Raw genomic sequence first — 25,360 nt, forward strand, 5'->3', positions numbered from 1 at the left:
AAAGGCTTGCGGTGATCAATCCAACGTCTGACGATAGCGTTTGAGCGCAATAAATCCTGCGACAAATAGAAACGCCAGCATAGGCCAAAGTTCTTGTGTGAGTTGTGTGATGGAATTTCCCTTTAATAAAATGCCGCGCACGATGCGTAAGAAATGCGTGAGTGGCAGGATCTCTCCGATGTTTTGCGCCCACACGGGCATGGCGCGAAAAGGGAACATGAATCCCGATAAGAGTATCGACGGTAAGAAGAAAAAGAAGGTCATCTGCATCGCCTGCAATTGATTTTTGGCGATGGTCGAAAACGTGAAGCCAACGGCAAGGTTAGCCATAATGAAGATACCGATCAAGGCTAGAAGTAGCGGCAAACTGCCGACCATAGGCACATCAAAAATCACAAACGCGGCGCTGATGATGACGGTCAATTGGATATAGCCGATCAAGACATAGGGCAAAATTTTACCGACCATGACTTCAGCCGGACGCACCGGTGTGGCGAGTAAATTCTCCATGGTGCCGCGTTCACGTTCACGGGTCATTGCCAACGATGTGAGCATCACCATCGTCATGGTGAGTATCGTACCGATCAAGCCGGGCACGATGTTGTAACGTGATAAACCTTCCGGGTTATAGCGTTTATGGACACGCACTTCATAAGCTGGTGCGGTGTTTTGTAAGTAGCGTAATGGCCCAACTAAGTCATGTCGCAGGGCCAGTGGCACAATGGCATTCAAAGCGGAAATGGCGTTGCCGGCAGCAGAAGGATCGGTTGCATCAGCCGAAAGTAAGATGCTGGGTTTTTCGCCCCGTATCAATTTTTGGCTAAAGTCAGGCGGGATCACAACCATGAATTGCACTTTGCCATTTTCAACTAAGGCATCGGCTTCGCGTTCACTAAAGCCAGCATGATCAATCCGAAAGTAGCCAGTATTTTGTAAGGCAACAGAAAAGCTGCGTGCTAGTGGACCATGATCTAGATTGACTAAGGCTGTGGGTAAGCCTTTCGGATCGGTGTTGATGGCATAGCCAAACATGATCAACTGCATGATGGGAATCCCGACCGCCATCGCAAAGGTAAGACGGTCGCGCATCATCTGCTGAAATTCTTTGATGAAGACCGCCAACATTCGGGCAAAAGAGAAGCGGTTCATGATTTCACCTGTGTACGAATTTTATCTAGTGTGAAATTGTCCGGCGCGGTGGCGATCATACTAATAAACACATCTTCTAAATTCGCGGAGCTGGGCGTAATCGTTAACTTGTCATTGCGAACTTTGTCGAGCGCGGCTAACACTAAGTTTTCGTCCAAGCCGGCGACATGCACGGCATTACCAAAGGCAGCGACACTCAGCACGCCTGGCGAGGACTTTAATGGCGTTAGTAAAGCAGCTAGCCCTTGCCCTCGACCTTGACTTTGCAGCGTCCACACTTTCAGCCCGGAGTCTGCGATGATTTGAGCTTCAGTACCACGCGCCAAAATTTTACCGTAAGCGATGTACACCAGCTCATGACAACGCTCAGCTTCATCCATGTAATGCGTTGAGACTAAAACAGTGATGCCTTGTGCCGCGAGATCATGAATTTGATCCCAGAACTCACGGCGGGCACGTGGATCAACACCAGCGGTTGGTTCATCGAGTAAGAGCAAGCGCGGTTGGTGAATTAAGCAGGCAGCTAAGGCTAGTCTTTGTTTCCAACCACCTGAAAGCGAGCCTGCTAATTGTGATTGGCGTGCAGTTAAGCCTAAACGCTCTAAGCAAGCATCGACGGCCTCTTTACGCTGTGGTAGTTCAAATAAACGGGCAATGAAGTCAAGATTTTGGCGTATCGAGAGATCGTCATATAAACCAAATTTTTGCGTCATATAGCCGACTTGACGTTTGATCTGCGCTGCGTCTTTAAAAATATCTAAACCCAGACAGGTGCCACTGCCTGCATCGGGAGTCAGCAAACCACATAGCATGCGTATCGTGGTTGTTTTGCCGCTGCCATTGGGCCCAAGAAATCCACAGATACTGCCTTGTGCTACCTGAATGTCGACTTGATCGACGACCTTGCGATCATCGTAGGATTTGCTTAAACCTCTGACATCTATCGCCAGCGGGTTCACGATTTTTTCTCCGCCTCAGATTTCATTCGCGTCACATCTATCGGCTGGCCCGGAAGCAGTGGCCTTGAAGTTGGGTTGGGTTTTGCTTCGACCATAAAGACAAGTTTGGCGCGTTGCGAGTTCGAGTAAATCACCGGTGGTGTGTATTCGGCTTGGGTAGAAATACGTGTGATCGTGGCGGTGATTCCTGCACCGCATTGATCGCACGATATCTGCACAGCTTGGCCGGCTTTGATCGTCGCAAGTTCACCTTCCGGTACAAAAAAACGTAATTTGATATTCGCGGGAGGTAGCAGAGATAAAATTGGTTGGCCTGCCGCGACTACTTCACCCGGGCGAAAAAATACCTCGGCGATTTGTCCTGCAAGTGGCGCATTTTGCGATTTCTGCGCGCTGCGCCAGTTGGCTTGTCGCAATGCTTGTTGCGCAGCGTCGGAATTGGCATCTGCTGCTTTGCGTTCATCGATTCTGGAAGGTAGTTTGGCAACGGCTAATGCTGCATTCAATTCTTTGATACGCGCTTGGGTGAGTTTAACATTGGTGAGCGCATCGTCGAGTTTGGCTTTGGAGATAAAGCCTTGTGTTAGCAATTGCTGTTGACGCTGCAGATCGTTTTGCGCAAGCGTAGCCTGTGCTTGCGCATTCGCCAGTTGGGCTTGTGTGATTGCTAGCTCATCTTGACGTCGGCCTTTGTTCGCGTTTTCTGCTTGTGCTTTGGCGACAATCAATCTGGCAGCGACTTCTGCCCGACTGGCTTCTTCGGCTTCTTTATCGAGCTGGAATAAGAAAGCGTTTGCGTCAACTTGTTGTCCCGCTGTGACCCCAAGTTTGTCGATGCGGCCTCCGATAGGCGCGGAGAGATACAGGTATTCGCCCTCGACGTAACCTGACCAACTGGTCGATGGTGTGGGCTGACAAGCGGCCAGGGACATACAAATTAAGCAGCTCAAACTGACTAGTAACGCTCTAGAACGGAATAGGGACATAGCGGACTCTCATTCTTAATTGATTTATTTGACGGAAATTTCGGGCGGAAGGGCGATGCTGTCGGCTCTTTGTTTCAGAGCGAAAAGAGCACGATCGACACGCTCAGCGATGCCGATGTCGCTGAGCACGGTTTCCTTCATTTGTTCTTGAAAAAAATCGGGTGCAAACCCGAGTTGCATGACGCGCGGCGCAATCAGCATAGGCGCGGCAATCGATCCCATTAGAAAGGTGAAGGCTTGCATCGGTGCGATATCTTCAAGTTCTTTATCCTGAATCGCCTGCAGAATCAGACTCAAAATCAACTGCATGTGACGCGCGCCATTTTTTTGTAAAAACTGATTTGCTGCGGCATCGCCCCGGCTAGCGTCCGTCCACACTCTGCTCAGCCAACCGCCGTGTTCGCGTAGCAAACGTGCCAATAACAACATGGTCTGGCGCAAACGTTGTAGTGCTGTCCCGGGATGCAGAGTTTCTGCCTGTAATTGTTGAAATAAGTCTTCGTACATCGATTGCAGCAAGATCGCCAAAAAATTGTCTTTGCTACGAAAATGATAGTGAAACATGCCCATATTCACCTGAGCATGTTCAGTCAGGGCGCGTAGTGATAGGTCGCAGCAGCCGCAATGGGGGAACAGTTCGCGTCCACTTTGCAGCAGGGTCTGGTCGATGTTTTGCGAGGGTCTGGCCATAAAACTTAATTATTAGGCGAGTGACTAGTAATGACTAGTGTGCGTTCAAATCACGGATTGGTCAAGCTTAGGTGTGAAATTTGCTTGTGAATATGCATAGTATTTTTAGATGTAAATTGAAATAGGGTGGATTTTCAATTCTGTGCTGTCGTTGTGCACACACGCATTCACCTCCAAACAAAGGACGAAAATATGAAAATTGCAACCCGCCTGATTCTTCTAATCACCAGTTTGGCGATAGTCTGTTTTATTGTGAGTGGTATAGGCATGTATGGCTTAATCAAATCGAATGCCGCAATTCTGACTATTTATGAAGACAGGACGGTTCCCGCGGTTGATATCGGCAAAATTCAATCCTTAGTCGTCAGCAATCGACTGGAAATAGCGATGGCTTTGTTGGAACAAAAACCCGATTCTGCAAAGCGCGCCGTGCAGCAGTTAGAAATGAATATTGCCAGCGCCAATAAGATGTGGGACGCCTATATGGCCACTTACTTGACGCCCGATGAAGCGACACTGGCGCACGATTTTGCGGCCTATAGAACGCGGTACCTACAAGAAGGTTTGCGTCCGACGATCAGTGCGCTGCGAGCCAGCAATTTTGTTGAAGCGCATGCACTCATGTTAGACAAAGTGAGTCCGCTCATGCTGCCAGTGAAAGAGAAAGGCGATGCGCTATTGCAACTGCAGATGGATGTCGCCAAAGAAGAATTTGATGCGGCAATTGCGCGCTTTGAGCTAATCCGATTGACGGCGATTGTCGTCACGATTTTGGGTTTGATGGGTGCGATCACGTTTGGCTGGATGACAGTGCGTTACATCGGTCGTCAACTAGGTGGCGAACCTATCGATGTGGCGCGGATTGCGCAAGCGATAGCACAAGGCGATTTAACGCAAGAGATTGCCTTAAAAAACGATGATCAATCAAGTCTGCTCTATAACATGAAGGAAATGAATAGTAATCTGGCCAACGTCGTCAGTCAGGTTCGTGGTGCCACCGACATCATTGCGACTTCTTCTAGCCAGATTGCGACGGGTAATATGGATCTGTCATCGCGCACAGAAGAACAGGCCAGCTCGCTCGAAGAGACGGCGGCTTCCTTAGAAGAGTTAACTAGCAACGTAAGGCAAAATGCCGATAATGCACGCGAGGCGAGTCAATTGGCGAGCTCTGCTTCCAAAGTCGCCGTCAAAGGTGGCAGCGTCGTCGCAGAAGTGGTTTCAACAATGGGCACGATTAACGCCTCATCAAAACGTATCGTCGACATTATTTCTGTTATTGATAGCATTGCATTTCAAACCAATATTCTCGCTTTAAATGCAGCGGTTGAAGCCGCACGGGCAGGGGAGCAGGGGCGTGGATTTGCAGTGGTGGCGTCCGAAGTCAGAAATCTGGCGCAGCGCTCTGCCAGTGCCGCAAAGGAAATCAAATCACTCATTGACCACTCAGTGCAACAAGTCAATTTAGGCGCGAAATTGGTCGATGAAGCAGGCGTGACCATGCAAGAAGTGGTGAATAGTGTTCAACGCGTATCGAATATTATTACCGAGATTAGTAACGCCAGTACTGAACAGTCTTCAGGCATCGATCAAATCAATGTGGCAGTGTCAGGCATGGACAATGTGACCCAACAAAACGCCGCCCTGGTTGAAGAAGCCGCCGCGGCGGCCGCCGCTTTAGAAGATCAGGCTGAACAGTTAAGTAGTTTGGTTAATACTTTTAAGCTCAATGAACATCTTAGCCCCGCTTCTAATCGACTTTCTATGTCGGTTCATAAGGCAAAGACGCCGGCGGCGAATTTGAGTTCGCCAATGAAGTTGATTGCGTAATCGATGATTATTAACGTGTAAAGTCACTCTTCCTTACGCGTCAAATAGTTTAGAAATTGCCTCGGGAGCTTTGGGAATGTTGCGACCAAGTTTTGCATAGAGACGATTATGCAGCAAGACAGGAATGCCGCGGCAAGCAATATCGAGGTGTTGGTCTGTCCATAGTTTGGAGAAATTCTCTTTAGTTATGTGAGCGAGGCCCTTATTGGCGAGTTCAAATATTGCAATGAGAGCATCTTCAGCTTCTTGAGTGGGACCTGGATAGGCCGCAAGTATCGTGTAAGGGTCAACCTTAGTTAGTGGGTACTGCGAAGTTGAAAAGTCCTCTACCGCGACGTCATCGGGCCTGCGTTTCTTAATTTGAGCGAGTTTGCCGTTTTGTACGCACAGCCCTAAAAACTCCAGCAAAGACCTCGCGTGAATGAGGCCTACCTCAATCATGGGATTCGCAACTGTGGCCACATTACCACGAAGCTTTAGTTGTCCGTTGACAATAATATGCAAATCGCGAACTTCATTAGTTTCGTTTATCCATTCCCAAGCAAATTGAAGCGTTTCTACAGCTTGTAGTTTATAAGGAATCCAACGTTCTAAAAGCACATCTTGATTCATCATGGTCAACGCTGAAATGACGGGCGCGAAGCGTCCGTGTCGATTGTTGAGTTAGATCTTAACCTAAGCATGAGGAACAGATTTTCACCGAGGTCGCGCCGATTGACGAAAGCAAATCCAATAATTCTTTGAGCGCCTCAACTGGAGCTGAACCAAAGTCAACGGAAAATTCAGTAGGCGAACCTTGAAGTTCCGGAGCTGTCACCGAATGAATAACTCCTTGAAGTCCTACGCTATCTTGTATATGTTCATCTTCGACGTCGAGCCACCTCATTGCCCAACCCTCCAAGTCAGTCACAGTTAACACTTTGTCGCACTCAAAATCTACTCCATGCCACGCAATCGGATTAAGCGTAACTTGCAAAGTTTCAGAGATGCTCTCAGTGATCGCACTGAAGTTCAAATATCCTTCAGGATTTACATCTTGGAGTTTCGGTCCATCTTCTGTGTTCGACGCCATATCGGCGCGATATAGTCTAAATGGATAAGCACATTCGCGTTGAAATTCAAACAAAACCTCTAATGCTGACGGAGAATGCAATGCGCGAAAGTCTTCGAACGATGCAATCATCTTCTCAAGGTAATGCGTTCTAACCAACGCGGCAATTTCAAGTATCTGCTCCATAAGAACTAACTTGTTTTAAAGTGAAAGAAACCGAAGTCAACATATTCGTAAAAAATAGGCAACAAAGTCCCAAATGTCTTGAAACCCGCATGGTGTCTCGCTCTTTTTTGCTATAACCTTGAGAAAAAGGTATAACAGCACGAACACGCATGAGGTCTAGAATTCGTAGACCTCCGCTTCGCAAATTGCCACTCTAATTTGCGAAAAGAACGGTAATTACATTTTGTGCGCCGTAGCAGCCATCGCCTTGCCAACCGCTTTCACCTCTATCGTTTGCGTCTTTTTGTCTTTGCCTTCAACGGTCAAGGTCAGTGGGATAACATCGCCTTCTTTGACTGGTGCCGTCAAGCCCAATAGCATTACGTGATAGCTGCCTGGTTTGAGTTCAACTGGTTTACCTGCTGGCAGATCGAGGCTCATGACCTGGCGCATTTTCATGACGTCTTTGTCCATTTCCATAGTGTGAATTTCGACGTTTTTGGCAGCAGGCGAACTTGCAGAAATGATTTTCATATCTTGCGTAGCGGTTAGCTGCATGAAGGCGCCTGTGGCTTTTTGTTGTGGCACGGTGGTGCGTACCCACGGATCTTTGACGGCGACTTGAGAAAACGCGGCCGCGCTGATCGTTAAGCTGAGTGCGCTGAGTGCACTAAGTGCTAAAGAGAGTGGCGTAATGATGTGTTTCATGGTCTTTCCTTTCGGTGGTGGGGACTACATAAAAATAAGTTTACTGCCAAATGGGCGCTAAAGAATTCAAGATGCTCGTTTCATCAACTGGCGAATATCAGCAGCGAATTGATCTGCGTTATGTTCGTGCCGCATGGCTAATCTGATTTTGCTTTGGGTGTCGAACAGATAGCTGAGTGTGGAATGATCCATGGTGTAGCTACTGCCTGTTGCGACCTTAGCATAAAAGACTTTAAATTCTTCAGCAACTTGTTTTGTTTGCTCTGCGGTGCCGCGTAGTCCAATAAAACTAGGGTCAAAATTTTGTGTATAAGCGCGCATCAGGTCGGCGCTGTCACGTTCGGGATCAATACTGATAAAAATCACTTGTAATTGGTCGCCGTCTTTGCCTAGTTTTTGTTTGACTGCCGTTGCTCGCGCTAGCGCAGTCGGGCAGATATCGGGGCATTGTGTAAAGCCGAAAAAGACTAATACATAGCGGCCTTTAAACTCGGCGAGTTGGCGCTGTTTTCCATCGCCATCACTCAGTTTGAAATCACGACAATAGTCGGCACCTGTAATGTCGATGCTATTGAAACTGACGACATTTTTTTCACATGCCGTTAGGCTTAGTGCCAGCGCACTAAGCAGAAAGGCGCGACGGTTTTGTGCTTGAAGTAAGGTATGCGTCATGATCATTTGGACTCAGTAGTCGATTTAATTTGCTTGAACATCAGCGCAGCTTCAACGCACATCAAAATAAATAAGCTTATGCCGAACACAGGTAGCGCGAATCCCAAGGCGAGTAGCAATAGCCAGATCCACCAGGGAATTGCAATGGCATGCGTGGTGTTGATGGCCGGTGCCGACATACTACGTGCTTTGCGCCTCTGTAACCACATGACATAGCCAGAGATGACTGAGAAGATGACCGAGAATCCGACAAGGATTAGTAACGCTTGATTCCACCAGCCAAATTCTCCACGATGAAAAGGAATACCGACCGCAGTTGCTTGCACTAGTAGCGGTAAACTACCCCAGCCAGATTGATAGAGCACGGCACCGGTGTAGGCATCGAGTAGGAGCTGAAAGCGTTTTTCCGGTTGGCTGCGATCATAGTTTTCTATGCGCCAAATACCTTGTGCTGATTTGGGTGGTGTGAGCTGCATTTGCACAGCGGGCGCTAGTTGGCGCGCTTTGAGATAAATGGCCTGAGCGCTTAACGCGGGCATGCCGTCTACAAAGGTCGAATATAAGTCTTTCGGTGGCTTTGGTGAGCTTTGTCCTAATGCCGTTTGCATAGCACGAAAATTTTCACCTGCGTATTTAGACCAAGTGATGCCGGTTAACATAATCACCAAAGTCACGATACTGAGAATAACACTGATGATGCTATGTAAATAGCGCCAGTTGGCGCGACGATTTTGGCTGCTATTCCAACGCAGCACACTAGCCCAACTAGCTTTGCCACGCGGCCACCATAAATAGATGCCCGTGATGAGCATCATGATCATCCAGCTAGCGCCCAGTTCGATAATCCAACGCCAGCTATCACCTTGTAACATGGTGGAATGTAATTTGCGCGCCCATTCCCTAAATCGGCCATCTTCGGCGATGCTGCCTTGTATTTTTAAGGTGCCGGGATTGATATAAGCAATGAAGGGACTTGCTTGCGTCGTCGCTTCTGCATGATGTTGATGCTCGACTGATTCACTGTTTTTTGCAGTTTGACTAATCTGTGCGTTGCGTTTTTTCTTCTCGCCAAAAATGATTTGGGTTGTTTGCGTTTCGGTGTAAGCCGGAATGATAGTACGGACAGATTCACCAGGAAATTGCGCTCGTCCTGCGGCGATTTGTGCATCTAGATTTTGTGCTGGTGCGATTGCATCGACTGTATCGAGTTGTGCATGACGCCAGGCTTCAATTTGTGGTGTGAATACATACAGCAATCCACTAATCGCTGCGAACAGTAGAATAGGCGCGGTGATCAGGCCTGCCCAAAAATGCAGTCGCCAAAAGACGCGTTGTAAGAGGGCACTGCGATTGAATTGATTTTGCATAAATTCTTCAAATAAAAAACGTGACTTTGTCAGTAGGGTGCGCTGTGCGCACCGAACCGGTGGCAAATAGTGGCGATATGGTGCGCACGGCGCACCCTACTATTTTCCGTTGATGTTAGTCCTGTCAGTAATCAAACTTTAATTCCACCACCACACTACGTTGCAGGTGAAGATGGAACTCTCTGTACTTCTGGTTATTCAGCGCTTACAACAATAAGTAGGGGGCGCCATGCGCACCGCACCGGTGGCAAATAGTGGCGATATGGTGCGCACGGCGCACCCTACGATTTGTTGTTTGTGTCAGCTTTGTCAATAATCAAACTTCAATTCCGCCACCACACTACGTTGGGTGTAAGGATGGAATGCCCAGTACTTTTTGTTATTCAGATTATCGATGCCAATGGCGGTACTCCATTGCTTGTCGATTTTGTAGCGCACGCGTAGATCAGCCACCAAAAAGCTAGAGAAGCCTAGATAGGTGAACGCGTTGGTATCGCTGTTGTCGAGCGAACCGTATTGGCGACCGCTGTAACGTACGCCCAGCGTCGTACTCAATTGATCGTTGTAGCGATAGCTGGCGACAAAATTGGCGCGCCATGTTGGGACGCGGGGCTGCCACTTGCCGACGCTCAAGAGGAATTTATCGTTCTTCACGATTTTTGAATTTGCATAAGTCATGCTGGCCGCCAGATCCAGACCTTGCAATCCGACATCGCTGGCTTGATAGGCGATCTCTAAACCATTGGTGCGTATTTTGTCGACGTTTTGAATATTCGTGATATTGGGTGTGACCAAGGTATTCGTTTGTGAATACAGGGCATCTTGCGTATCTTCGTGAAAGAAGGTGGCGCGCAATAAGCCTTTGCCATTGCCTAATGACTGCTCGGCACTCCACTCGCTAGTCCAGGATTTTTCTGGTTTTAGATTGGGATCATTGTTGACAATCGTTTGGGTAGACACCGTACCTTGATACAGCTCAGACACGGTAGACATACGAATCGCGCGACCGAGCGACGCTTTCAACGTCAACTCATCATTGGCGCGATAGGCGAGCGCTGCTTTGGGAGAGAAGTAAGATTCATCGCGTTGGGCAAAAGGCAAAGTGGTGGTCGCATTCGAAAGCGCGCCATCATGGGCAGACCATTGTTCAAAACGGCCACCAAAGATAGATTTCCAGTCGGTGTTGATACGCCATGCGTCTTGTACGTAGACACTGTTCAGTTCTGAATTGCCTTGAAACGCGGAGAAACGTTTGGTCGCAGCGGCGCTAATCCAGTCCGTGGTATCCGATACCACGGTACGCAGTTTATAGGCTTCGCGTTGGTAGCCAAATTCGGTTGTATGTTGCGGATTGGGACGCCAGATGCCTTTAATTGCCAGCGTGTTCCAACCTGTGCCGCTGCCATTCGTGATACGTCCTGCGCCGCCAGTATCGGCGACCGGTATTGCCACAGTCGGCGCTCTGGCGATGTCTTTTTGGTAGTCATACAAACTAGCCGCCATTTCCCAATCCCATTCACCCTTGGTATTGCTCTTTACATTCAAACCATGCGTGACGTGTTCTAACTGATTTTTGCTGTTGGCAATATCGGTAGGATTGATCGTATATTTTTTGCCTGCGATATTCACCTCGCCGCTATAAACTGGATTGCCAGCCGCATCGCGCAAATAAGTTTCGACACCGCTATTCATGCCGTTACGCCAGACGCCCAAGGTATAGCTAGCGCGTAGTGTTGGCGTGATCTCATAGGCCAGTTTAATCTTGGCGTGGTCTTGTATCGTATGGTATTGGCTGGTTGAGGCGATTAGCCACCAATCGAGTCCTTGCGGATTCTTGCCAGGAATCGCACCCGTAACAACTGTGCCTGCGGTACTTGCGATACCAGCAGAAAGTAATTTATTGGCGAAAGCAATCGGGTGACCATCGCTATCGAGTCGATTGATATTCGCCCACCAAGAAAACGCGCCTTGTTTATCACCGAGACTGGCACTGAGTTGTTTACCGCTGTAGCGCTGGTCAGTGCCGCCTTCTTGGAAATTTTCTGAGAAGCCGAGTAACTTAGCGTGAGCTTCAAATTTCTCTGGCATACGCGTTACATAGTCAACTACCGCACCGACGGAGTTGCCTGAATAAGCCGCAGAAAACGGACCATAGAGGACGTCAACTCGTTGAATTTCTTCTGACGTGACCAAGCCCCAGCGCGGCGTAAAAGAGGCACCGTTACCTAACAGGTTGGATAATAAAATACCATCGGCATACACCATAGAGCGCGCGCTGTTGCCTGTGCCGGAAGCGCGGGTCGCTAGAACAGCGTGATTGTAGTCGCCGACATACCGCTTACGCACCAGCAAACTCGGCAGATACTTAAGCGCATCTTCAGCATCGATGGCATTGATGGTTGTTTCTAAAGTTTTGGCATTAATGCCTTCGATCGTGGTCGGAATTTCAGTCGGCAGAGTTGTTGGGCGATCGCCCTTAATCGTGACACGTTCGATTTGGTCTTTGTGATTTTGTTGGTCGTCCTTGGTTTTGTCATCGTCTGCGGCTAATGCAGTTGTGCAGAAAAGTGGGAAGGCGGCAGCAATCGCTAATGCGATGGCATTGTGTTGAAATGAATTTTTCATGAGCTAAGTGTTCAAGATCTGCCGCAAATGACGTTGGCATTTGCGCGCAGAAAAAATCAAAATAGAACAGTGCTTTTGCGCGTCAACAATTCAATGTGAGATTCAAAGTGAATAGTCCAGCAGCGAGCAAAGTTCGAAACGATGTGCGACGCTAAAACGAATTAAAGCGCCGACTAAGCGTTGATTTAATTGAACAGCGGTGGCCCACGAGCGGGCAGGGGAGCAGAGACTATCGCAGCGAGTCGTGCTGCGGGAATCGATTGTGTTGCGTAGGATAAAGTGTGCGCGGGTGGACATACATCGAACACGGGGAGTTCAGGCGCAATCGCAGTGGGAACACAGAACGAACATTCTAAAGTGTGTGTGGTCGCTTTGCCGTCAACGATTTTACCTGATTCGTTGACGAATTTGATCCCCGTGCTGGTACACACCATACTGATGCCTTTTCCAGCCACCATAGGCGCAGCCATCGCGACACTGAGCGTTAATCCATATAGGAATAACACTGCGATCACGAGCTTATTAGCGCGGCGTAAGTGATGGAATAGGGAGACGGAGAACATGGGGCGCGATTGTAGCAGGAAACTGCTGTCGCAGTTCAATGAAAAAAGTGGTAGAAGGCCAGAACATTTACGAAAATCTCAAACAGATGTAGAGCGCGCAAGTTAGAGTAACTAGGGTAGAGTAAATAAGGTAGAGTAACTAAGGTAGAGTAACTAAGTCACAAGTTCATACAACCAAGGATCACCATGAAGCTCTCGAAATTATTAGCAATCAGTTTATTGCTCTCCGTAAATTATGCCTCTGCTCAAAAAATTGGTAGCGTTGATACGGTCTTTAAATTGATAGGACCTGATCATAAAATTGTCGTGGAAGCGTATGATGACCCAAAGGTGAAAGGTGTTACCTGTTATGTTTCTCGTGCCAAGACAGGCGGAATCAAAGGTGGTTTGGGATTGGCAGAGGATAAAGCAGAGGCTTCGATATCTTGTCGGCAGGTTGGAATAATCAGTTTTGAAAAACCACTCAGACAGCAGGAAGAAGTATTTAATCAAAGTCTTTCTATTTTGTTCAAGAAATTACGTATCGTCAGAATGGTGGATGTGGAGCGTAATACCTTGGTCTATTTAACTTATTCAGACAAGTTAATTGAAGGCTCACCACAAAATAGCGTGACTGCTGTTCCCGTCGATAGACAAACACCGATCCCGATGAAGTAAGCTCAAGTTATTGTCATATTATTGTCTTAATATAACTATTCATAACTATTGATTGCTAAAATTTCATTTTAGAAGGTTTTCTAGAATTGATTTCCACCTGGAAATAATGTCTAATGCTAGAAATTTCTAAAACCGCATTTTTTAACCCAATTTGACGTTCAAATGAATCAATCTGTTCAACCCGTGGTGTCTGATAAACAAGCTGTGGATAGCTTGTTAAAAACCATACGCATTCCACCGCGCCCGAGTTTGTTGGTTGATTTGCAAAAAGAATTAAATCGCGACGACCCCAGTGCAAAAGGGATGGCGAAGATTATTGCCAACGACGTCGCACTCGCAGCATCTTTATTGAAGCTGACTAACTCGTCATTCTTCGGCTTGCGTCTCAAAGCTCGGTCAGTGGATCATGCGGTCAATCTGATTGGGACAACGCAAACCGGTATTTTGATGACGGGTATTATTGCGCGTCAGGCAGTGCCTGGCAGTGCCAGTTCGATGGCAAAATTTTGGGATTTTTCTAGTAAACGGGCGCAGGCTTTAAGTGCGATGGTGCGCCGTATTCCGGTCTGTTCACCCGATGTCGCGCATACCTTTGGTTTGTTTTGCGATATCGGCGTCCCGATTTTGATGGAAAGATTTCCGGATTATGCGAATACCTGGAAAAACGCGAATAATGAATTTGATGTGCCGTTGACCGAAGTTGAGGATCAACATCACATCACTAATCATGCGTCGATAGGCTCTTTGATGGCACGTACTTGGGGTTTGCCTGAACAAGTCTCCACAGCAATTTTGCTGCATCACGATTACATAACATTAGAAGATACCGCAACCGATGATGGCGTACGCGGCCTCATTGCGCTATCGACGCTGGCTGAGTACGCGATTCAAAAATATGAAGGCGAAGAGCGTTCTGCCGAATGGCATAAAGGCGGCGTCATGGTTTGCCATTATCTTGGCATCAGTTTGGAAGATGCGGAAGATTGGTGTGATGAGTTGCAAGACTTGTTTAATACCACGCATTGATTCTTTTGCGGTTGCATCGTACCGCTCTCGTATTTCAGCGTACTTCTATTTCTCTGCGTCGTTACGATTTTCTAACGGAATTCACATTTGGCGATGACCGCGTCATCACCAAATGAGCACTTAGCGTGGTCTACCACCCAAAACCCGTGCTGGCAAAAATACGATCGCGCGTATCAATTCAAACACCGCATCCAACGTAATTCCAATCAACCGGAGTGGCAATAATAGTAGCCAGACAATCGGGTAGAGCAGGAGTGCCAGCAAAGCGATTGGCCAACACAAGATGAAGAGGATGATCCAGAGTAAAAAGCCTATCATGATAGATTTCCCAATTTTCAAAATGACGCAAACAATGCCTGTATATCGATAAAGGTGATGCTGCCAATATAGCGGACTTGCATTTGATCTGCCTGAACTATCTGATCAGGCGACAAATTTTGGGGTTTAATGGTGAAATAGTCCGCCTCAGTTGAAAAATGATTGCCGAACTCATTGACGATATTTTAGGTAGAGCGATTCTTCGATCACGTAAACACTATGGTCTGCCATTTGCCAACCAGTTGATCGCTTCGTCTAGGGCTGGTTTGGCTTTGGCAGCGACCGCCTCATCTGTGTTGACAATCGCGACTAAGATCCAATCCTTATCTTGCACATCGCGCACAAATCCCGCCACCGCCATCACGTTTTTCAAATAACCCGTTTTGATCCTGGCTCTGGCCTCGGCCTTACTTGCCTTTAATCGATTGCGCATGCTGCCATCAATACCAACAATCGGCAAGCTACTGGCAAATTCCGGATACCAATTGCTGTTTGCCGCAACCCGTAAAATACTGGCTAATTGCCAAGCACTGATACGATCGAAACGCGATAAGCCGGAGCCATTTTCTATCGTCAAATTGCTGTAATCAATATTGTGCCGTGCAAACCAGTCACGTACGACAGCATTCGATGTTTGACTCGTATCCGCAAAGTTTTTTGCTGATGCTGATTCGGCGCCCAGCGTTAAAAATAGAATACGCGCCATCGCGTTATCCGAGTATTTGTTGGTAATACGAATGGTTTCGACTAGGCTGTCAGATTCTTTTTGCAAGAATAAATTCGCATTCGCTGGTACGACACCATCGATGATACTTCCTTCCCAGTTGCCACCGAGTTCTTGCCATAAGGCTTTGAATACGCTGGCAATGTAGGCGTTGCGTTCGATCAGATTTAAGTACACATCGACACGACAATTTTTCGGAAATGCTCCACTAATGTTGATGTCAATTTTGCGTTGTGCATCGACGCTGATCTTTGGTGATAACCAGCCATTCTTCCACTCACTACAAGGCGCATTACTGCGCGTCATTTGATTGGTGATCTGCACATTATTCATCGGCGTACTTAATTTCACATCTATCGTATTGCTGTCGGCATTGATGGAAAACGCACTGATATTGCTATGTAAAAGCAGAGCATCCGGGATGACGTTGTAGTACGCATCGGGATTTTCGTCAAAAATCGGAGCATTCAATTCGGGGCGGCTTGGTTGAAAATAACTCCGGTCAAGTACCAGATTGCCGCGAATTTCGCGCAGCCCTTGTTGACGCAATTGACGTAATGACTGGCTTAATTTATCCCAGGTGAAATTGGGATCGCCGCCGCCTTTGATATAGAGATTCCCAATCAAGATGCCATCTTTCAGTGTGCCCTCGGTGTAAATTTGTGTCTTCCATCGAAAGTTGGGGCCGAGCTCATCGAGCGCAATAAAGGTCGTCAGTAATTTCAAGGTCGAAGCGGGGCTGACGCTAGTTTCTGCCTGATAATTTAGTATGGGTGTGTCTCGGTTGGCAGGCAAGATCAGCAAATGCATCTGTTGATTCTTAAGTCCGGCTTTCTTCAATAAATTTTCTACCGAAGGTGGAAGTGTGTTTTGTGCGTTCGCCGTTAAAGTCAAACTGGCGCTGATCATTAGCAGCAAACTCAGGGTACTTAGAAGGTGTGTGCAATGCTTTAGTATGACTTTTGGCGCGATTTTTAGTGTGTTTCTGAACATGCCTGTTTTCTCATCAAAATTTTTCCTAGTATGCCATGAGATGAACTTAACACTGCGATGAATGTTGCAGTGCAACTTGTGTAACAAGCTTTTCGCATTGCACAAAATAACACAGCCTGGCGACGTAATCTGACAACAGCGGTATTTCGATTGAACTTCCTGCCACGCTTTTACTCTATCTTCTGTTAACCAAAGTCGAACCGGTTGAGAGAATTATCTTTTACAGCAGTATTGTTCCTAACAGGAGAGTGCAATGCGAGTTTCTTCCTTCATAAAAAAATCATCGAAAACCTCATCGAAAACCTCATCGAAAACCTCCATCAGCGTGTTGGTTGCCGCCTGTTTTGGCGGTGCGATGTTGTCTGTCGCATCTTTTGCCGCAGCTGACACGCAATTATTACGCCAACCTAGTGTCTCCAAAGATCATCTCGCGTTCGTGTATAGCGGTGATATTTGGCTGAGTGACCGTGATGGTAAAAATCCTAAGCGTCTGACGCAACATCCGGCTTCCGAATTTTCGCCTATCTTTTCACCAGACGGAAAGTGGTTGGCATTTTCTGCCTCGTATGATCGCAATACGGATGTGTATGTGATGCCGGTAAGTGGCGGTGAACCGCGTCGCCTGACTTGGCATCCAGGTGTAGATATGGTGGTGGGGTGGAGTCCAGACAGCAAACGAATTGTGTTTTCATCGGGACGTGAAATTGGCGTAAGCCGTAGTACGCATTTGTACGAAGTGGCCGTAGAAGGCGGGCAAGAACAAAAAGTGATGGAGGCGATTGCCTTTGAGGGCAATTGGTCTGGTGACGGAAAATTGCTGGCATATCGTCCGTTTCCACAGGCCTATGCTGGGGCTAGTGGCTGGCGTCAACATCGTGGTGGTACCACGCCACCAATTTGGATTATCGACTTAGCAAATAAGAAGCTTGACAAAATTCCGCATGAAAATGCCTCAGACAAATCTCCTGTGTGGATCGGTGATGAGATTTATTTTATTTCTGACCGCAATGATGGTGCAGCTAATTTGTTTAGCTACCATCGTAAGACCAAGACTCTCAAACAAGTGACAAAAGAGACTTTGTGGGATATCCGTACAATCAGCGCGAATGGCACCAGCATCGTGTATGAAGCGGGTGGCGTACTCAAAGAATTCGATAGTCAAAGTGGCAAAACGAAAACCTTTGCGATTGATTTAAGTGCACAAACCGGGCAGGCGAACCAAGTACGTCCCCAGTGGAAAGATGCGACTGCAAATATCACCTCTGTTAATTTGTCACCGACTGGCAAACGTGTCGTGGTGACGGCGCGTGGCGATGTATTTACCGTACCAGTCAAAGATGGTTCGGTACGCAATTTGACCGAGAGCGCGGGTGTCCGTGAGAAGGATGCGATCTGGAGTCCAGATGGAAAAAATATTGCCTATATCTCTGATGCTGGCATCGAGCATAAAATTGTCATTCGCGATCAGACTGGCGCAGGCGCCCCGAAAACCTACGCGCTAGGAAAAGCGGGTTATTTCAATTTGCTCGACTGGGCGCCAAACAGTCAGACGATCGTATTTCAAGATAACCATTTGCAGTTATTCAGTTTGAATATTGCACAGGGAAAGATTACTAAATTAGATGAAAGCGCAAGACGCGCACGGTTCGCGACTTCCTTTTCAAGTGACAGCCGCTGGCTAGCTTATACCGTCACTGGCGCGAATCATTTTTCTCAGATTAAGCTCTATGATTTCCAATCAGGAAAATCCACCACGCTCACCGATGGATTGAGCGATGCCGATAATCCTGCTTTTGCACAGCAAGACTATTTGTACTTTACGGCATCCACCAATGCAGGGCCCACGCATGTTGGATTGGATATGTCTTCCCAAGAACGACCGCTACGTAATGGGATTTACGCAGTAGTATTAGCGGCAGATGGCAAGTCACCGATGTTGCCAAAGATGGGTGATGAAGAAATCAAGAAAGAGTCAAAAGCCGAGGTCGCTAGTACCGATGGCAAAAAAGAAGATGCAAAAAAAGATGATAAAAAGGATGATAAAAAGGATGATAAAAAGGATGAAGTCGTCAAGCCTGCAAAAGCAGTTAAAGTTGATTTGGCTGGGATACAGCAACGGATTGTCGCTTTGCCGATTGCAGAGCGCAACAATGGTTCTTTGCAAGTCGCGAGTGACGGCGGGCTATTTTTCTTAGAGCGGCCACAACCGGGCAGCAGCAATGAACCACCTGCCGATCGCAACGGCAATACTGCCAATTTGATGCGCTTTAATGCCGAAGATAAAAAAGCGAAATTGGTCAAAGCGGGAATTGCTGACTACAGTCTCAGCGCGGATGGCAAGAAATTATTGTTGCAATCAACGGGAGCCAAATTAGAGATCGCCGATGCAGCAGAGAAAATTGATCCCAAGCCTATTAATCTGAGTGGCTTAAGAATGCGCATCGATCCACGCGCCGAGTGGGAACAAATTTTCAACGAAACTTGGTGGATGCAGAAAGAATTTTTCTACGACGCTAATCTGCACGGCATCAACTGGGACGGCATTTATCAGCGCTATCACGCCTTGCTGCCGCACGTACAAAGACGTGAAGATTTGAACGATTTGCTGGTGGAGATGATAGGCGAATTGCAGGTTGGACATAATCGCGTCGGCGGTGGTGATATTCATCAAGAGGCTCCAGTGGGGGTCGGCTTGCTGGGCGCTGACTTTAGTTTTGAAAATGGCCACGTGCGTATTAAAACTATTTTAAAAGGGGATCGCTGGAGCCCTTTCTCGCCAGCGCCATTGGCAGTGCCAGGTTTGGATGTGAAAGAAGGTGATTACATTCTAGCGATTGATGGCAAGACATTAGATGCAAAAACAAATTTGTATGCGCTGCTGGAAAATAAAGTAGGCAAGCAAGTGAGTTTGAGTATCACACGTGATTTGACGAGTAAGCAAACACATGAAGTCGTCGTTCAGGCGATCGCGAGTGAGGCTGATTTACGTCAATGGCATTGGGTAGAAAAAAATCGCGATTATGTTCAGAGAAAAACCGATGGAACAGTTGCCTATGTCTATTTGCCAAACACGGGGGCTGAAGGCTACCAATACTTCAATCGTATGTTCTACGCACAAGCCGAAAAATCTGCCTTAATCGTCGATGAACGCCGCAACGGCGGTGGACAAGCTGCCAACTACATTACTGACGTGTTGAGTCGCCCGTATCTGGCAGGATGGAAAGACCGAGACGGCATGATCTACGAAACGCCGGGGGCAGCGATTTACGGGCCGAAAGCAATGTTGATCGATCAGGATGCTGGCTCTGGTGGCGACTTCTTGCCTTACTCATTTAAGCGTTTAAAATTAGGCACGTTGATAGGCAAACGAACTTGGGGTGGCTTGATCGGTATTTCTGCCAATCCTAATCTCATCGATGGCGGCAATTTGGTCGTACCATTCTTCCGTTTCTTCACGCCGGATAATGAATGGCGCGTTGAAAACGAAGGTGTCGCGCCAGACATTGATGTTGATCTTGATCCGCTAGAAGTGAATCAAGGCCGAGATCCGCAATTAGATGCCGCGATTAAAGATGTTACCGATAGACTGAAAACCTATCGTGACACCAAGCTGCGCGTCGCACCGCCTATGCCTAAAAAACTGGGGCAATAGAAGGACTTCGTGGTTTTGGGCAAAATTTGCTGAGAGTCCCCCCTCTCCCGTCAGCGGGAGAGGGCTAGGTTGACGGTGAGGGTGTTTCAGTTGCGATAAAAATCTTATTTTTGATTAAACACTACCGAATATAAACAAGCACCCATCTCTCAAATTCCCAACCGAATAAATCCATTTCCCAGCGCGACTGAGGGATAATAGGCATCTCTGTTTTCCTCCCTCATTTGATCGCCATCACCATGTCCAGCACAGAAACAATACTCTTGATTGCGATAGGCATCGTCGTTTGCCTGCAAATTGCTTTATTACTCCGCAAGTCTGGCAGCGATTCGACTGCTCAGTTACTGGCTTTGCAAACGCAATTGCAACAAGCCTTAAACCAACAACAGCAAGCACAAGAGCGCACTGAGCGAGGTTTACGCGAACAAGTGCAATCAACGGCGCAAGCCACGCGTCAAGAATTGGGCGGGAATTTCACCCAGTTTCAACAAGCCCTAGCGGCACAATTGACTAGCGTCGCGACACTGCAAAATAATCAAATCGACGCCTTCTCACAGCAATTGGCGAAGCTGAACGAAACCAATGCGCAGCAGTTAGAACAAATGCGTCAAGCGTTAATACAACAAGGCCAGACCGCACGCGATGAGCAAGGTTTAAGCTTGAAACGTTTCGCGGATACCTTGAATCAAACTTTAACCAGCATGACCGAATCAAATGCACAACGCATGTTAGAGATTCGTTCTACGCTGGAACAAAAAATCCAACAGCTGCAAGCCGATAACGCAGGCAAATTGGAAGAAATGCGTAAAACCGTCGACGAGAAGTTACACGCCACTTTAGAACAACGTCTAGGCGAATCTTTCAAGCAAGTTTCTGAGCGTTTAGAAAAGGTGCATCAAGGCTTGGGTGAAATGCAGCAATTGGCGATAGGCGTAGGTGACCTGAAGCGCGTGCTGACCAATGTCAAAACCCGTGGAACCTGGGGCGAAGTGCAATTAGAAATGGTCTTAGAGCAAATGCTCACGCCGGATCAATATGCAAAAAATGTGGAAACAATTCCGAATAGTGGCGAGCGTGTCGAGTTCGCGATTAAGTTGCCTGGCAAAGACGATGAGCGCGCTCCAGTTTGGATGCCGATCGATGCCAAGTTCCCGAAAGAACAATACGAACGCCTACTTGATGCTGCCGAACGCGCCGATGCCGAAGGTGTAGCACAGGCTGGAAAAGAGTTAGAACGCGCCATCCGAAACGAAGCGAAAACCATCGCGGAAAAATATTTATCGCCACCACTGACGACTGATTTTGCGATACTGTTTTTACCAACCGAGGGCCTTTATGCTGAAGTGATGCGCCGACCGGGTCTAGCCGATGAGCTGCAACGCACGCACCGCGTTTCTATCTCAGGACCATCAACGCTTTCCGCTTTACTCAATAGCTTGCAAATGGGTTTCAGAACGCTTGTTCTGGAAAAACGTTCGTCAGAAGTTTGGCAAGTATTGGGTGCAGTCAAAACCGAGTTCAGCAAATTTGGCGATGTATTGGCAGCTACCAAGAATGCCCTCGTTAAAGCCGCTGACAATATCGACAAAGCCGAAGTGCGCACGCGCCAGATGACACGCAAATTGAAATTGGTTGAAGCATTGCCGACTGATGCAGCACAGAGTTTGTTGGGGATAGAAGAGGATGGGGAAGGTGGAGATGAAGGAGATGCTTGATTAGGTATTGTTTTAGTGCGCGTTGATTAATCAAGCTGAGTATTGATTACGCCCACAACACTGGTTTGTTGACCATCAAATAAAACACCACCAGCATTGCCAGAAATGCAGGGTAACCTAACGCTTCCCAGTAGCGCGTATATCGCCAATATTGCGTTGGTAGCGCTTGCTGCTGGTTGCAGGCGGATAGTGCTAACGCTTGCATTTTGATTTGTAGCCACACGACGGGCAGCCAGCAGATTCCTGCGAAGGTATACAAGCCGCATGACAATAAAATCCATGGTGTGTCTAATGGCCATCCGGCAAGATAGGCTAATCCTATTCCACTAAGAGGTTGAATGATGACTGCTGGCGTGGTGAAACTCCAGTCCGCCAACACCACGAGTCGCGCAACGATGGCGATTGCTGCCACGTTCTTACTGCGATTGATGAAAAAGAGATAAAACGCAGAGCCAAAGCCAGTGCCAACCAAAAGCACGGACGAAATGATATGCAAGGTTTTCAGTAAGAGATAGGTATTCATTGCTTGATCCTCAATTTAGTCCTTGTTTTTATTCTTGGATGATTGAATTTGGCGCTATTTTTTTCGCTGGCAAGCAAGACGAACAAGATCGCCAATATGGGAAGATTCTTCAGAATCGGTGCGAATGGATGTGCAAGATACTCAGGTAAACACACGCCAATGATGAAGGAGTAGGTGAGTATCAGGACTGTTTGGCATAGCCATAAATTTTTAGAAGGATGGCTGAGGGTAGAGATGCCAAGTAACACATCGAAACTAATTGCTAGATACAAAACCATGGTTGCCGCTAACCCGTTTATGCTGACTTGGGAAAGTAGGTGCAGGCTGTTTTCACGCGGATAAATCCAAAGCGAAATAAGACCGGTGCTGATCCATAAAAAAGCGAGGATCAGTCGAAACAAAAGTTGAGACCAACTAGCAATTGCTACCGACGCCAAAGCCTCTGCCTGTTGATCCGCAAACCAAGTATTGGCGCCTCGTGGCGCTTGGCCCAAAAACTGAGTAAAAGCAACACTGTCGGCGACATTACCTTGTTCTAACATCTGCAAGGTTTCTGGTGCGAAAACTTTCTGTGGCAAATAACGCGCAAGAAGGGCACCGATGCGCATGGCTGATATGGGTACGTGAATGAACATGGCTGGCGATAGATTCATCACATCACGGTAGTGTTGAAGCATCTCGCGATACGTGATCGGTTGTGGCCCAACAGCGCGAATCATTTGATGCTGTGCCGCTGTATTGGCGGCAACCTGTGTTGCCCAAGTGCGCACGCAATGACAGATATCATCGATATGAACGGGTTGAAGTTGTTGCTCACCACGACCCGGCAAAGCGATGACAGGTAAACTGGCGAGGCTGCGGAAAAGCTGGCTGCTCGCTCCATCAATCCCGACAATTAGGGACGGACGTAAGATCAAATGAGGGCTGTGTAGCTGGCTTAAGAATTGATCTGCCGCGCGCTTAGTTTGCAGGTACTCGCTAAGCGGTTTGCAATTGGCCTTGGTTTCTGGCTCCCTGTCATCTGGACCCAGTGCGGAGATTTGCAAAATACCTCTTACGCCCGCTGAGCTTGCTGCTTGAAATAAGGCGATAGGGGCGTCGCAATGCAGTGCTGAGAACGGTGTTTTCTGAGACTGCATGAGTACACCGACTGCATTTATAACGATATCGATTTTGCCTAATGCCGCGAAGCGTTTTTCCCAGATTTCAAGATATGTATCTTTGGCATAATCGATGAGTAATTCGCGCCTTTGCTCTGTTGTATTGGTGCTGAATTGGTGCACGCCGTGAATCACGGTATGTCCGGCCTGTTCTAGTGTCCGACTTAAATGGCGACCGACAAAACCATGTGCACCGCAGAGTAGTATTTTCATAGACTATTCTCCTTCGTTCATTGCATTGATGTTCCAAGTGAATTTACTCTTTCTCAGTTGGGATGCGGCAAGCGCCGTCTTTGCATTGTTGACTTTGCTTTTGTGCGCGTCGCGCAGCGCGATCTACTGCGATTTTGAATAGAAAAGCAGAGAAACGATTTGATAGACGGTAGCGATTGCGGGCAACATGCACATAAGCCCAGTCGAATAGTGGTTTAAGTAGAGGTAATCCTGTAGGAGCCGTGATCCAGCCCAAACCAACGGCACCATAAGCGAGCCGAAAGACTTCGACACCTTTGGCGATGCTCCCGTCGGGGCGGATAGCGTGAATAATTTCCATCATTTCTTTTTTGCTGGCGAGATATTGGCTGTCGTCAAAATCTTCGGCAGACACATCGATAAAACGTAGTAAATTTCGATCGTTGCGCGCTTTCAGGTTGTCGATTTCCAATTTGCAGAGCGGGCATGATTCGTCGTAGAGCAGGGTGAGTGGGTAGTCGTTCATGATGTTTCCTTGGGTTATCAACTGATGATCATTTCTCGATCGGTATTTTTATCCAGATCTTGTCTGTAGCATTTTTTAGGATTACTTAATTTCCGTTGTTTCTGCCATTTCTGTCAATACAGAAATATAGGTTTAAAAAAATGCGCATCACTACTTCTGCGGATGCGCTTTGTTATTCGTTCTACTTTTCGTCCCCGCGTACAAAGTGCTGTACCTTCGCTCCCATTTTCAGCAATTTCATCAAGGTACTTGGTTCTAGACGCAGCATTTCATCTGTCCAGCTCGTTAAGGTTTTCATCAACGCCAATGTTTCTGCAATACGGGCTTTGCTGGCGCGGTCTTCTTGATCAATGTCGGGGCTGTCTAAGCAGGCTTGCAAAGTTGCAATTGTAGGATTGAATTCGCGCTCTTTACGTTCCCGTACCACCGTACGGAATAGTTCCCATACATCGAGTGAAGTCTCAAAATGGGCGCGTCGGTCCCCCATCACATGCGCAAGTTTGATCAGCTTCCAGTTTTGTAATTCTTTGAGTGAATTTGATACATTTGATCTGGCAACTCCCAGAGTATCAGCGATCTCTTCCGCAGTCAGCGGTGTGCCCACGATGTAAAGCAGCGCATGAATTTGACTGACCGTGCGATTGACGCCCCACAGAGTGCCCATTTCGCCCCAGTGAAGTATGAATTTTTGTTTGACAGGTGTAAGTTCCATGCTTGCAGTGTAGGTATTTCTCAAATTTCTGTCAAGACAGAAATATTGGGAATGTGAATGAACATAAAAATAGCAAGGCGTAATCCTGCTGCGAATACTTTTGATGCCTGTGAATCGTCTTTTTTTCTGCTTAGAACTTTAGGCCGTTTTTTGATCAGTTACAAATTCTTTCAATTCCCAATTCTTTTTGCGTTGCAATATAAATTTCGCCCGTGTTATCCTTCGCGCTTCATCATTTTCAGCGAGTTCACTGTGGATAGTTATAGTTGTCGATCATTTATTGATGTGGTTCTGGCAAGCTAATCGCAGACTTTCTGTCGCTACTTGCCAGTCCTTGGCGAGTAGATAAAGCCTTTCTGGCTGTTTCTCTGGTTTCTCTACTTCCCCCTAATTTATT

Annotated in this window: 22 protein-coding genes; 5 read left to right on the forward strand and 17 right to left on the reverse strand. The window is 47.4% G+C overall.

Annotation, left to right across the window (positions count from 1 at the left end; all coding sequences use genetic code 11):
• Positions 1-15: 15 nt before the first annotated feature.
• The 4 genes from ACO0KW_RS03315 to ACO0KW_RS03330 are packed head-to-tail and all read right to left on the reverse strand — an operon-like array spanning position 16 to position 3,784.
• Positions 16-1,149 (reverse strand): ABC transporter permease, encoded by a 1,134-nt coding sequence (locus ACO0KW_RS03315; RefSeq protein ID WP_423050612.1) that lies wholly within the window; start codon positions 1,147-1,149, stop codon positions 16-18.
• Positions 1,146-2,111, reverse strand: coding sequence for an ABC transporter ATP-binding protein (locus ACO0KW_RS03320; RefSeq protein ID WP_423051947.1), 966 nt, complete (start codon positions 2,109-2,111; stop codon positions 1,146-1,148). The genes ACO0KW_RS03315 and ACO0KW_RS03320 overlap by 4 nt, the downstream gene beginning before the upstream one ends.
• Complete coding sequence (locus ACO0KW_RS03325) at positions 2,105-3,094, reverse strand: HlyD family secretion protein (protein WP_423050614.1); 990 nt, start codon at positions 3,092-3,094, stop codon at positions 2,105-2,107. Before ACO0KW_RS03325 ends, ACO0KW_RS03320 begins: the two co-directional genes overlap by 7 nt.
• Positions 3,095-3,118: 24 nt before the next feature.
• On the reverse strand, positions 3,119-3,784 hold the full coding sequence (locus ACO0KW_RS03330) for a TetR/AcrR family transcriptional regulator (protein ID WP_423050616.1): 666 nt from the start codon (positions 3,782-3,784) through the stop codon (positions 3,119-3,121).
• Positions 3,785-3,976: 192 nt separating this feature from the next.
• Between ACO0KW_RS03330 and ACO0KW_RS03335 the strand changes: the two genes are divergently transcribed.
• On the forward strand, positions 3,977-5,614 hold the full coding sequence (locus ACO0KW_RS03335; protein WP_423050618.1) for a methyl-accepting chemotaxis protein: 1,638 nt from the start codon (positions 3,977-3,979) through the stop codon (positions 5,612-5,614).
• A 33-nt stretch (positions 5,615-5,647) separates the two neighbouring features.
• Here ACO0KW_RS03335 and ACO0KW_RS03340 read toward each other — a convergent pair whose 3' ends face one another.
• The 7 genes from ACO0KW_RS03340 to ACO0KW_RS03370 form a co-directional block, all read right to left on the reverse strand.
• Positions 5,648-6,229, reverse strand: a complete 582-nt coding sequence (locus ACO0KW_RS03340) for a hypothetical protein (RefSeq protein ID WP_423050620.1) — start codon at positions 6,227-6,229, stop codon at positions 5,648-5,650.
• A gap of 55 nt (positions 6,230-6,284) precedes the next feature.
• Positions 6,285-6,851: a hypothetical protein gene (locus ACO0KW_RS03345; protein ID WP_423050622.1), complete on the reverse strand. Its 567-nt coding sequence runs from the start codon at positions 6,849-6,851 to the stop codon at positions 6,285-6,287.
• Positions 6,852-7,067: 216 nt separating this feature from the next.
• Positions 7,068-7,538, reverse strand: coding sequence for a copper chaperone PCu(A)C (locus ACO0KW_RS03350; protein WP_423050624.1), 471 nt, complete (start codon positions 7,536-7,538; stop codon positions 7,068-7,070).
• A gap of 66 nt (positions 7,539-7,604) precedes the next feature.
• Positions 7,605-8,210, reverse strand: a complete 606-nt coding sequence (locus ACO0KW_RS03355) for an SCO family protein (protein WP_423050626.1) — start codon at positions 8,208-8,210, stop codon at positions 7,605-7,607.
• 2 nt (positions 8,211-8,212) lie between these two features.
• Positions 8,213-9,577, reverse strand: coding sequence for a PepSY-associated TM helix domain-containing protein (locus ACO0KW_RS03360; protein ID WP_423050628.1), 1,365 nt, complete (start codon positions 9,575-9,577; stop codon positions 8,213-8,215).
• 309 nt (positions 9,578-9,886) lie between these two features.
• Positions 9,887-12,202, reverse strand: a complete 2,316-nt coding sequence (locus ACO0KW_RS03365; protein ID WP_423050630.1) for a TonB-dependent receptor — start codon at positions 12,200-12,202, stop codon at positions 9,887-9,889.
• Between the two features lie 185 nt (positions 12,203-12,387).
• A complete protein-coding gene (locus ACO0KW_RS03370; protein WP_423050632.1) occupies positions 12,388-12,765 on the reverse strand; it encodes a hypothetical protein in 378 nt (125 codons plus the stop codon).
• Between the two features lie 186 nt (positions 12,766-12,951).
• Here ACO0KW_RS03370 and ACO0KW_RS03375 point away from each other — a divergent pair, with 186 nt between their 5' ends.
• Positions 12,952-13,422: a CreA family protein gene (locus tag ACO0KW_RS03375; RefSeq protein ID WP_423050634.1), complete on the forward strand. Its 471-nt coding sequence runs from the start codon at positions 12,952-12,954 to the stop codon at positions 13,420-13,422.
• A 162-nt stretch (positions 13,423-13,584) separates the two neighbouring features.
• Positions 13,585-14,448 (forward strand): HDOD domain-containing protein, encoded by an 864-nt coding sequence (locus tag ACO0KW_RS03380; RefSeq protein ID WP_423050636.1) that lies wholly within the window; start codon positions 13,585-13,587, stop codon positions 14,446-14,448.
• Positions 14,449-14,568: 120 nt separating this feature from the next.
• Here ACO0KW_RS03380 and ACO0KW_RS03385 read toward each other — a convergent pair whose 3' ends face one another.
• Together ACO0KW_RS03385 and dacB are read right to left on the reverse strand one after the other, a co-directional pair.
• Complete coding sequence (locus tag ACO0KW_RS03385; RefSeq protein WP_423050638.1) at positions 14,569-14,766, reverse strand: hypothetical protein; 198 nt, start codon at positions 14,764-14,766, stop codon at positions 14,569-14,571.
• Between the two features lie 217 nt (positions 14,767-14,983).
• Positions 14,984-16,483 carry a D-alanyl-D-alanine carboxypeptidase/D-alanyl-D-alanine endopeptidase gene (dacB, locus tag ACO0KW_RS03390; protein ID WP_423050640.1) on the reverse strand — a complete coding sequence of 500 codons (1,500 nt, stop codon included), beginning with the start codon at positions 16,481-16,483 and terminating at the stop codon, positions 14,984-14,986.
• Between the two features lie 253 nt (positions 16,484-16,736).
• On the opposite strand from dacB, the gene ACO0KW_RS03395 reads away from it, so the two are divergent.
• On the forward strand, positions 16,737-20,135 hold the full coding sequence (locus ACO0KW_RS03395; RefSeq protein ID WP_423050642.1) for a S41 family peptidase: 3,399 nt from the start codon (positions 16,737-16,739) through the stop codon (positions 20,133-20,135).
• Between the two features lie 239 nt (positions 20,136-20,374).
• Positions 20,375-21,850 carry a DNA recombination protein RmuC gene (gene rmuC, locus ACO0KW_RS03400; RefSeq protein ID WP_423050644.1) on the forward strand — a complete coding sequence of 492 codons (1,476 nt, stop codon included), beginning with the start codon at positions 20,375-20,377 and terminating at the stop codon, positions 21,848-21,850.
• Between the two features lie 46 nt (positions 21,851-21,896).
• On the opposite strand, the gene ACO0KW_RS03405 is transcribed toward rmuC, so the two are convergent.
• The 4 genes from ACO0KW_RS03405 to ACO0KW_RS03420 form a co-directional block, all read right to left on the reverse strand.
• Positions 21,897-22,373, reverse strand: a complete 477-nt coding sequence (locus ACO0KW_RS03405; RefSeq protein WP_423050646.1) for a DUF2269 family protein — start codon at positions 22,371-22,373, stop codon at positions 21,897-21,899.
• Complete coding sequence (locus ACO0KW_RS03410) at positions 22,370-23,746, reverse strand: SDR family oxidoreductase (protein ID WP_423050648.1); 1,377 nt, start codon at positions 23,744-23,746, stop codon at positions 22,370-22,372. Before ACO0KW_RS03410 ends, ACO0KW_RS03405 begins: the two co-directional genes overlap by 4 nt.
• Before the next feature lie 43 nt (positions 23,747-23,789).
• Positions 23,790-24,251: a thiol-disulfide oxidoreductase DCC family protein gene (locus ACO0KW_RS03415; RefSeq protein ID WP_423050650.1), complete on the reverse strand. Its 462-nt coding sequence runs from the start codon at positions 24,249-24,251 to the stop codon at positions 23,790-23,792.
• A 181-nt stretch (positions 24,252-24,432) separates the two neighbouring features.
• The gene (locus ACO0KW_RS03420) at positions 24,433-24,963 is read right to left on the reverse strand and encodes a GbsR/MarR family transcriptional regulator (protein WP_423050652.1); all 531 of its coding nucleotides are present in this window, start codon (positions 24,961-24,963) and stop codon (positions 24,433-24,435) included.
• Positions 24,964-25,360 lie beyond the last annotated feature (397 nt).

Source organism: Undibacterium sp. Ji22W, from assembly GCF_049340305.1.
In the GTDB taxonomy this organism is placed as follows: Bacteria; Pseudomonadota; Gammaproteobacteria; order Burkholderiales; family Burkholderiaceae_D; genus Undibacterium.

What these genes read in the sequence shown, in the direction of transcription:
- ACO0KW_RS03315 (WP_423050612.1), bottom strand. Translation starts at nt 1,149, where the DNA reads ATGAACCGCTTCTCTTTTGCCCGAATGTTGGCGGTCTTCATCAAAGAA.
- ACO0KW_RS03325 (WP_423050614.1), bottom strand. Translation starts at nt 3,094, where the DNA reads ATGTCCCTATTCCGTTCTAGAGCGTTACTAGTCAGTTTGAGCTGCTTA.
- ACO0KW_RS03330 (WP_423050616.1), bottom strand. Translation starts at nt 3,784, where the DNA reads ATGGCCAGACCCTCGCAAAACATCGACCAGACCCTGCTGCAAAGTGGA.
- ACO0KW_RS03335 (WP_423050618.1), top strand. Translation starts at nt 3,977, where the DNA reads ATGAAAATTGCAACCCGCCTGATTCTTCTAATCACCAGTTTGGCGATA.
- ACO0KW_RS03340 (WP_423050620.1), bottom strand. Translation starts at nt 6,229, where the DNA reads ATGATGAATCAAGATGTGCTTTTAGAACGTTGGATTCCTTATAAACTA.
- ACO0KW_RS03345 (WP_423050622.1), bottom strand. Translation starts at nt 6,851, where the DNA reads ATGGAGCAGATACTTGAAATTGCCGCGTTGGTTAGAACGCATTACCTT.
- ACO0KW_RS03350 (WP_423050624.1), bottom strand. Translation starts at nt 7,538, where the DNA reads ATGAAACACATCATTACGCCACTCTCTTTAGCACTTAGTGCACTCAGC.
- ACO0KW_RS03355 (WP_423050626.1), bottom strand. Translation starts at nt 8,210, where the DNA reads ATGACGCATACCTTACTTCAAGCACAAAACCGTCGCGCCTTTCTGCTT.
- ACO0KW_RS03360 (WP_423050628.1), bottom strand. Translation starts at nt 9,577, where the DNA reads ATGCAAAATCAATTCAATCGCAGTGCCCTCTTACAACGCGTCTTTTGG.
- ACO0KW_RS03365 (WP_423050630.1), bottom strand. Translation starts at nt 12,202, where the DNA reads ATGAAAAATTCATTTCAACACAATGCCATCGCATTAGCGATTGCTGCC.
- ACO0KW_RS03370 (WP_423050632.1), bottom strand. Translation starts at nt 12,765, where the DNA reads ATGTTCTCCGTCTCCCTATTCCATCACTTACGCCGCGCTAATAAGCTC.
- ACO0KW_RS03375 (WP_423050634.1), top strand. Translation starts at nt 12,952, where the DNA reads ATGAAGCTCTCGAAATTATTAGCAATCAGTTTATTGCTCTCCGTAAAT.
- ACO0KW_RS03380 (WP_423050636.1), top strand. Translation starts at nt 13,585, where the DNA reads ATGAATCAATCTGTTCAACCCGTGGTGTCTGATAAACAAGCTGTGGAT.
- ACO0KW_RS03385 (WP_423050638.1), bottom strand. Translation starts at nt 14,766, where the DNA reads ATGATAGGCTTTTTACTCTGGATCATCCTCTTCATCTTGTGTTGGCCA.
- dacB (WP_423050640.1), bottom strand. Translation starts at nt 16,483, where the DNA reads ATGTTCAGAAACACACTAAAAATCGCGCCAAAAGTCATACTAAAGCAT.
- ACO0KW_RS03395 (WP_423050642.1), top strand. Translation starts at nt 16,737, where the DNA reads ATGCGAGTTTCTTCCTTCATAAAAAAATCATCGAAAACCTCATCGAAA.
- rmuC (WP_423050644.1), top strand. Translation starts at nt 20,375, where the DNA reads ATGTCCAGCACAGAAACAATACTCTTGATTGCGATAGGCATCGTCGTT.
- ACO0KW_RS03405 (WP_423050646.1), bottom strand. Translation starts at nt 22,373, where the DNA reads ATGAATACCTATCTCTTACTGAAAACCTTGCATATCATTTCGTCCGTG.
- ACO0KW_RS03410 (WP_423050648.1), bottom strand. Translation starts at nt 23,746, where the DNA reads ATGAAAATACTACTCTGCGGTGCACATGGTTTTGTCGGTCGCCATTTA.
- ACO0KW_RS03415 (WP_423050650.1), bottom strand. Translation starts at nt 24,251, where the DNA reads ATGAACGACTACCCACTCACCCTGCTCTACGACGAATCATGCCCGCTC.
- ACO0KW_RS03420 (WP_423050652.1), bottom strand. Translation starts at nt 24,963, where the DNA reads ATGGAACTTACACCTGTCAAACAAAAATTCATACTTCACTGGGGCGAA.